The organism is Candidatus Sarmatiella mevalonica, from assembly GCF_016751895.1.
GTDB lineage: Bacteria > Pseudomonadota > Alphaproteobacteria > Rickettsiales > Rickettsiaceae > Sarmatiella > Sarmatiella mevalonica.
The window spans coordinates 1-7,449 of the sequence record NZ_JACVVM010000066.1; the positions used below are offsets into that span (position 1 = coordinate 1).

8 protein-coding genes are annotated in these 7,449 nt (G+C 36.2%); 5 read left to right on the plus strand and 3 right to left on the minus strand.

Annotated features, from left to right (window positions below):
• Positions 1–204, plus strand: a 204-nt coding sequence (locus Sarmat_RS05430) for a transposase family protein (RefSeq protein WP_279611763.1), incomplete at its 5' end; no start/stop codon positions are given.
• A 31-nt stretch (positions 205–235) separates the two neighbouring features.
• Entirely contained in the window at positions 236–406 is a 171-nt protein-coding gene (locus tag Sarmat_RS05435; protein WP_202149780.1) for a hypothetical protein, read from the plus strand.
• Between the two features lie 416 nt (positions 407–822).
• Here the strand turns inward: Sarmat_RS05435 and Sarmat_RS05440 are convergent, their stop codons facing one another.
• Positions 823–1,830, minus strand: a complete 1,008-nt coding sequence (locus tag Sarmat_RS05440) for an NAD(P)/FAD-dependent oxidoreductase (protein WP_202149781.1) — start codon at positions 1,828–1,830, stop codon at positions 823–825.
• A gap of 155 nt (positions 1,831–1,985) precedes the next feature.
• On the minus strand, positions 1,986–3,260 hold the full coding sequence (locus tag Sarmat_RS05445; protein WP_202149782.1) for a proton-conducting transporter transmembrane domain-containing protein: 1,275 nt from the start codon (positions 3,258–3,260) through the stop codon (positions 1,986–1,988).
• Between the two features lie 406 nt (positions 3,261–3,666).
• Here Sarmat_RS05445 and Sarmat_RS05450 point away from each other — a divergent pair, with 406 nt between their 5' ends.
• Entirely contained in the window at positions 3,667–4,002 is a 336-nt protein-coding gene (locus Sarmat_RS05450; RefSeq protein ID WP_202149783.1) for a hypothetical protein, read from the plus strand.
• A 405-nt stretch (positions 4,003–4,407) separates the two neighbouring features.
• Entirely contained in the window at positions 4,408–6,111 is a 1,704-nt protein-coding gene (locus Sarmat_RS05455) for a PHA/PHB synthase family protein (protein WP_202149784.1), read from the plus strand.
• Between the two features lie 477 nt (positions 6,112–6,588).
• On the opposite strand, the gene Sarmat_RS05460 is transcribed toward Sarmat_RS05455, so the two are convergent.
• The gene (locus tag Sarmat_RS05460; protein ID WP_202149785.1) at positions 6,589–7,071 is read right to left on the minus strand and encodes an MBL fold metallo-hydrolase; all 483 of its coding nucleotides are present in this window, start codon (positions 7,069–7,071) and stop codon (positions 6,589–6,591) included.
• A 35-nt stretch (positions 7,072–7,106) separates the two neighbouring features.
• Here Sarmat_RS05460 and Sarmat_RS05465 point away from each other — a divergent pair.
• On the plus strand, positions 7,107–7,449 hold a 343-nt coding region (locus Sarmat_RS05465; RefSeq protein ID WP_202149786.1), incomplete at its 3' end, for a helix-turn-helix domain-containing protein.

The window sequence follows — 7,449 nt, forward strand, 5'->3', positions numbered from 1 at the left end:
TTAACTTACTGGCAAAAGAAATACAACCATATTGTATCTAAGAGGCGGATCAAGGTTGAGAATATTATTGCAGAGCTAAAGAATTTTCGTATTTTATCTCATAGATATCGCAATAAGCGTAGGGGCTATAATCTAAAGTTTAATATTGTTGCTGGAATTGTTAATTTCAAAAATGATTTCGTTAATAAATTACTTGCCGCTTGATGCTAAAATAGACCTCTTTCGAAACTCGCTCATGATGAGCAAATGCGAGGAGTATACGAAGCACAGAGCCGCAGCGTACATGAAGTACGTGAGGACTTGCGCATCGACAGCGTCGTCACAGTTGCCATCAGGAGTAGAGTTAGGAAAGAGGTCTAATAATCACGAACAACCTTCTTCACCCTTCACATTGGCTAATTGTTAATTAAATACTTACGCAAGAGGTCTATTATCGTACCCAGTACGACCTCTATCTCCACTCTTTCCAGGTAAAATAGCGATACCTGAAAATCTGACGCCGTTTTAAACATGTCAAAAGGGTAATTGTTTCAATGCACTCCTTCGCATCACTTGTATCGCTGATAAATCCCTGCAGCTCTTTAATTTGACTCCCGCTTAATTTGGGATGCCTCTTCATTGCTATACTCTATCCCATCTTAGTGCGCTCCTGAAAGATTAGATATATATTATCTGCTGTAATCTTTTTATGACGTTTTAGCTATATCTGACTAGCATAGATTCGGTAACTTAACGATTCTGAGTGCGCATCAGGAGTAAAGTTCCAGAAAGAGATTTTTATTAGGTTATAAGATGTGAGTTGATACTTCGTAGTTCATAACCTCATCTCTGCACGCACGACGTAGAATATTTAAAATTATGCACCTTACCAAACACTCTAGGATAGGCATGATGAATGGCAGCAGCAGCTTCAGCAAAACCCACTAGAATTAATTTTAATTTACCTTCGTAATAGGCAACATCACCAGCAGCATACATACCCTCCCTTTTAGTTTGAAAGAATGGATAAGAAACAACCACATGCCCTCTTTGCAGCTCCAGCCCCCAGTGTTTAATATCCTCCAAATCCTTAACTAAGCCGAAAAATGGCAAGAGATAGTCTACTTCCAGCGTCCTTTCCTGTTCATTATTATCAACAATGCACACATTACGAATTAATCCGTGCACGCCCTCAACGCTTCTTATTTGGTGGCTCGTAATTATTTCTAAAGCGCTGCTATTACTAGCTATCTGCATAGCATGCTCTACGCTAGCAGGCATTGCGCTAAACTTATCTCGCCTATGCACAAGATACACTGTAGCAATTGCGCTGAGGTTTATAGCCCAATCTAACGCGGAATCTCCGCCACCCGCTATCATGATTTTTTTATTTCTAAATTGCTCAACATTTTGCACCGAGTAAAAAACAGATTTATTTTCAAACTGCTCAATATTCTGAATCATAGGTTTATTCGGCACAAATGCCCCCCCACCAGACGCAATGAGCACGGCTTTTGCCTTTATCATCTGTCCCTTGCTTGTTTCTATCATAAACGCCTCTTGGCCATCGCGCTCATAATCTTTACAAGTAATAGCTTTTTGCTCTAAAAATAATTGTGGCTGATAGTGCATCGCCTGGTCTATCAAATTCTGCACAAAATCTTGCGCCAGAATCTTTGGATGTGCTGGAATATCATATATTGGTTTTTGTGCATATAAGGCAGAGCATTGGCCACCAAGCATATCTAATGCTTCCACAATACAAGTTTTCATGCCAAGCATACCAGCTTGAAACGCTGCAAATAAACCAATGGGCCCACCTCCTATAATAGCAAAATCAAAATTATACATTCCTTAATAAACCTCTAGACCACAAACAAACTTTAAACGCAAATTGAACTCTATATGTAAATCTTAAACAAAAACTCAAACATTAACATAAAGTGCAAAACATTAACATAAAACGCAAATTAAAATATCCCTAAAATCATAAATTATTCTCTCCGCTATTTCAATGTTCCAAGTGATGTTCTTGGTAGCACCGCCAACACAGCCATACGATAATGACAGATATAAGAAAATAACAAAGACAAAAGAAAAGTGGCGAGCGGTATATATAGACCATTTTTCATCAAAAACATCATAATATCCCACTTCTGATAAAACAGCGGGGTTGGAGGCATACCTGAACTAAAAAACAGTGCGCAATAGAAGAGCGTGCGTTTAATGCGAGCCCATGAATTATACGTTTTATAATGCAATGGCCATATCAAGAACAACATCAGACCCATCTTATTCAGACTTTCCGTCCATAATAGCAGCTCTAAAGCTTCACTATGCACGCCACATGCGCCGCATAGCAAAAAGAGTGCGAGGCTAATAAAAGAATAATCTATAATCAATTTGCGCATTGTGTAGTTGCGCGCAAGATAACAGGCGCTAAGAGCGCAGAAAACAAAGTAGCACTGCAGTATAGTGGTCATGGCGAGTTGCGCAGCACGAGGTATGAAATAAGAGGAAATATTCAACAACTGATAGCCTAAAATTAGCGTGATTGGAGAAAGGTAGAAAAGCAAGATCGGATTAATGTTTAAATACACATTATATGCCCAGCGATTAAATAAAGGAGGGGCAATTTTAATAACCGCCCCAACTAAAAGCATTACATAGGCGGCGTGATGCAGTTTGGAGCTATGCGTAGCATGAAAAAGATATGTGGCATGATCTATATTTAAATTACCCGTCAACGCAAACACTAACCCTATGCCAAACAAAATAAAAGTTGCACTAATGGTGCCAAACACTAGATAATTCAAACACACCTGCAATGACTTAGCGTTAGAAAGAGCGATGAGAGCATACAAGCTCAAACTTGACACTTCAAGAAAAACATACAAATTAAATAAGTCATTAGTATGTAAAATGCCAACGACGCCAAAGTGCAAGAAGCAGGCTAATGCGTATTTGATATTCAGTTTGCTTTCAAGCTCTGGTTTAAACTGAGAGAGGAGAATGAAAGACATGAAGATTATGTTGCTTAGAACAATTAAACTCTGTTTATGTTTAGTAATAACATATTCTATGCCTATTTGTTTGCCCCACCCACCAAATACATAGCTAATAGGCTCTTGTAATTGAATGAACAGACATAGAGAACAAGCAAAAATCACGATACTAGACAGAAGGACGAGATATTTAGCAAATCTTGCGCAAAACAGTGCTAACAACCCATTTGCTGGTAATAATAGAACTTGTAAGGCGAGTAGTGATGAGTGGGACATCGTATACTTTTTAATAAGCAAGGTTTAGATGAGTTGCGTCACTTAGAATTTTAATCGCTAGACCTCTTTTTGAAACTCGAACAAGAACCATTAGCAAATAAAAAGAACAAACTCTTGCGCAGCAAGAGGGAAACTTTCAGCCGTATACCTGTAATGCCCCCGATATTAGAGCAAATATGGTTAAGAATGGCGTACTTTTAAATCCTTAAACTTTCTCCCGCCAGACGTTGATATCCTATCGACCGGCGAGGCTTTTCATTATTATACCAGATTATAAAATCTTTCAACTATATTTTTACTTTTTCTACCGTGGGAATAAATTTTAGACACTAGACCTGTTGCGTAAGTGAGAATATATCGCCTAATGATAGAAAGAGGTCTTGATTCTTCAAGGCAGAAGGTATATATGGAGTTTATTTCAACACAAAACTACTCCATATATGGCAATATCATACACAAAAATCAGGAAACATCCAAGAATTTTTTTAATATTAAATTTTTCGAAAATTATAGTGGAAAAACAATAGAAACTGAATTGCGTCATACCCATAAAAAAATCACTTACCGTGGCGCTAAATTTAAAGTGAAATCACGCAACAAAAAGCTACATGTTATCGCGCTAAAATATGAAAATGAATCAAAGTATCGTTATCTCATTGCTAATGATACAACATGGTTTGATATTGATGTAATAAAAGCCTATGCGTTCCGTTGGCTCGTGGAGATTTTTATACAAGACTAGAAGTCTCACGAAGGATGGTATCAGCTGGCTATGCAAAGAGGAATGGATGACTCAGAACGTGGCGTCATCATCAGCCTTTTAGTGACCATGCGCTTCATTTTCATGAAGATCAATTGGCTTTGTATAAAAATAAAGAATCTGCAGCAACTGTCAGCTCCCTACGGGAAAAAGTTATGATGGAATCATTGACGTCTTTTATTGAAAATAATTTGATCAATTATATGAGGCTATTTCTTTAAAATACCTAATTCAACCTAAATTACTATAGTGCGAAAAAGAAATCTAACGAATAAAATATATACTATTAGTTGCTTAACTTAGTTATTAAACGTCTGATTTAGTGTTACTATTAATAATAGCTCTTATATTTTTATGTTTTATTTTTGGTTTATTTATTTGCGAGTTATGTACACTGATGCACAAGTCAAAAACGCCTCACTCATCATCTATAAGTTGCAGGAATTATGGCAGCACCTAGCACACCATGTTACGCATGTAGAAGGTAAGCAAGTGCCATTTATCGATTTTAGCCCGATGCTCGATTTATCTTGCGACACAGTCTTTCAGCTATTTTCTAACAATTATCATCAGAAGTTCGATTATTATCTAAAATTTTATGATTTAGTGAACAGCGCAATAGCAGACATGTATAACATGATGTGTGGCAAAGAGGATGGAAGTGCTGTTGATAGAGCTATTCATCTCTTCGAGAGATTTTGGGTGGAATATGCAAGAATTTTGCATAAGAACCAGTATATATCTAATAGCAATAAAGAATACTGGATTTTATTAGTAGAGCAATTGTCTGCAGCACTCGTTTCTGTTGATCAGCTATTTTGCGCGAAGGATTTTATTAATTATTCTTATGATCAAAATTTCCAGAATATTTTAAGTGGATTAGATAAGCTTATACAAGATTTAGCTAAGTGTAGGGATGTGCTAAATATAGGCCACTATCAAGAACACTTTCGTTTTAGCAAGGATATTGCTGCTACCCCTGGCAAAGTAATTGCGCAAAATGATCTGACTCAATTAATTTGTTATAAACCAAAAACAAAAACTCATGCAATACCAATATTTTTAGTGCCACCTTGCATAAATAAATATTATATCTTTGATTTGTCTAAGACTAATTCATTCATTTCTTTTTTAGTTAAAAATAACTTCCAAGTATTTGTGATATCTTGGGTAAATCCTGATCAAACTCTTTTTCATAAAAGATTTGAAGATTATATCCAAGAAGGAGTAATTGATAATTTAAAACACATTCAAGCATTAAATTTTAACAAAATTAACGTTTTAGGTTATTGCATAGGCGGCACGATGCTCGCCACCGCCCTCGCATATCTACAACACACTCAATATGCTACGCTCATTAGTGCCGTAACCTTTGTTACCACAATGCTAGATTTTACAAAGCCTGGTAGGTTAAGCGGTTTAATTACACAAAGCACACTCGCTTTAATTAAAGAGGAGGTGGAGCAAACCGGCTATTTTCACGGAAAATATTTAGCACGTACTTTTAATGTTTTGCGAGCAAAAGACATGATTTGGTCCGTAATAATTAATAAATATTTTTTAGGGGCTGATTTGCCAAAAATAGATATATTGTATTGGAATGCAGACTCTACTAATCTTTCTGGCAAGATGTATATTTTTTGTTTAAAGAAATTATATCTAGGTAATATTTTAAAAGAACCGAATGCTCTGCAAATTTTAGGGCGCGATATTAATCTGTCAAAAATAAAATATCCAACCTTCTGTCTTGCAACTCAAAGAGATCATATTGTGCCATGGAAGGCTGCCTATTATAGCGCAAAATTACTTGGTTCTAATGTAGTGTTCTGTTTGTCTGGTTCCGGACATGTTGCTGGGGTGATTAATCCAATAAAAGACGGTAAATATTACTATAAGATCAACGAAAATTCGGTGCACGACTCTGGAAGTATGGCGTGGGAAAAGTCTAGCAAAAAGATAGCTGGTTCATGGTGGGGTTATTGGTTAAAGTGGCTTAAACAGCATAGCGGGGAGATGGTGAATGCGATAGACTACTCTAAGATGCATTATCTAGAAAAGGCGCCTGGTAGCTATGCCATGCGTAGAATATAAAACTTACACCCAGACTGCTTTAGTGCATATTATAGTAATTTAGGTTGAATTAGATATAATTTAAATTATTTAAAATACCTAATTCAATAGACCTCTTTCCTAACTCTACTCCTGATGGCAACTGTGGCGACGCTGTCGATGCGCAAGTCCTCACGTACTTCATGTACGCTGCGGCTCTGTGCTTCGTATACTCCTCGCATTTGCTCTTAATTGAGCGAGTTTCGAAAGAGGTCTAATCTAAATTACTATAAATTATTGCTATAGCTTTTTGTCATTTTTCTTTTCATTATAACGAAAAATTATATCTAATTCAACCTAAATTACTATATACGCTCAAGAGTTCTGAACCCCATACACTCCTTATATTTACTCATCGTGGGCAAATTCGAAAAAGGTCTAATCTATAACTCAACTCAGTTTATAGCTGCGAAGACCTGAAATATTAGGAATGTCTGAAAAGTCGGTTTTTGAATTGATTTATAATTCAAATAAGTATTGAGAACCAACGCCATTTTTTAAAAATTGGTGATTAAATTCTTTTTCGAGTATTGCTAAAGCTAAATCTCCCGTGCAATGACATGGCGCTATGAAACCAATATCATCATTTTTTAATCTCATCGCAATATTATTAATTTTTGATTTTGACGAGCGTAGTAAATGAAAACCTCCAAATAAAGCGTGTATTTTGTCACACATAACTAAACGCATAATATTGCAGATTTTAACCGCGCCAGTGTGGCTACATCCAGTGATGGCAATAATACCTTTCGATGTTTTTATACCTAATGCTACCTCATTTATCCATAAATTTTTAGATATAATTAAATGAAAAACATCGTTGAGTGCACAATGCTCTTTGATACTATAGACCTCTTGCGTAAGTATATAGAATTGGAAATTACTTACAGGGAGGGGTTGATATTTTTTATAAAGCGTGTATAGAACTTGATTTTTAACCAACAAGAGACTACACACAATGATAAGATACAGTAAAATTGCTAAACATCCAAGAGTTTTTTTTAAGATTATTTGGCATGGAGCTAGAAAAGTTTGAAATAATAATAAAGAAGCTAGAAAAAATCTGGGATAAAAGAGTCGTAGGCCAATATAAACGTCTCGGGAGGAATTATAAATTAGGTCTAGAAGAAATGACCCTGATGCTTTTAATGTACCTTCGCACTTATAGCACAATGATGCAGATAGGCTTTATGTTTAACATTGACGAATCAAGAGTGAGCCGGATTATAAAGAAGCTAGAGCCGCTTATGGCTGGTCTAGTTGCAATTGAGAAGAATCGAGAATTAAGTTACGAAGAGGCGGCCCAGCTAATTGATGTTA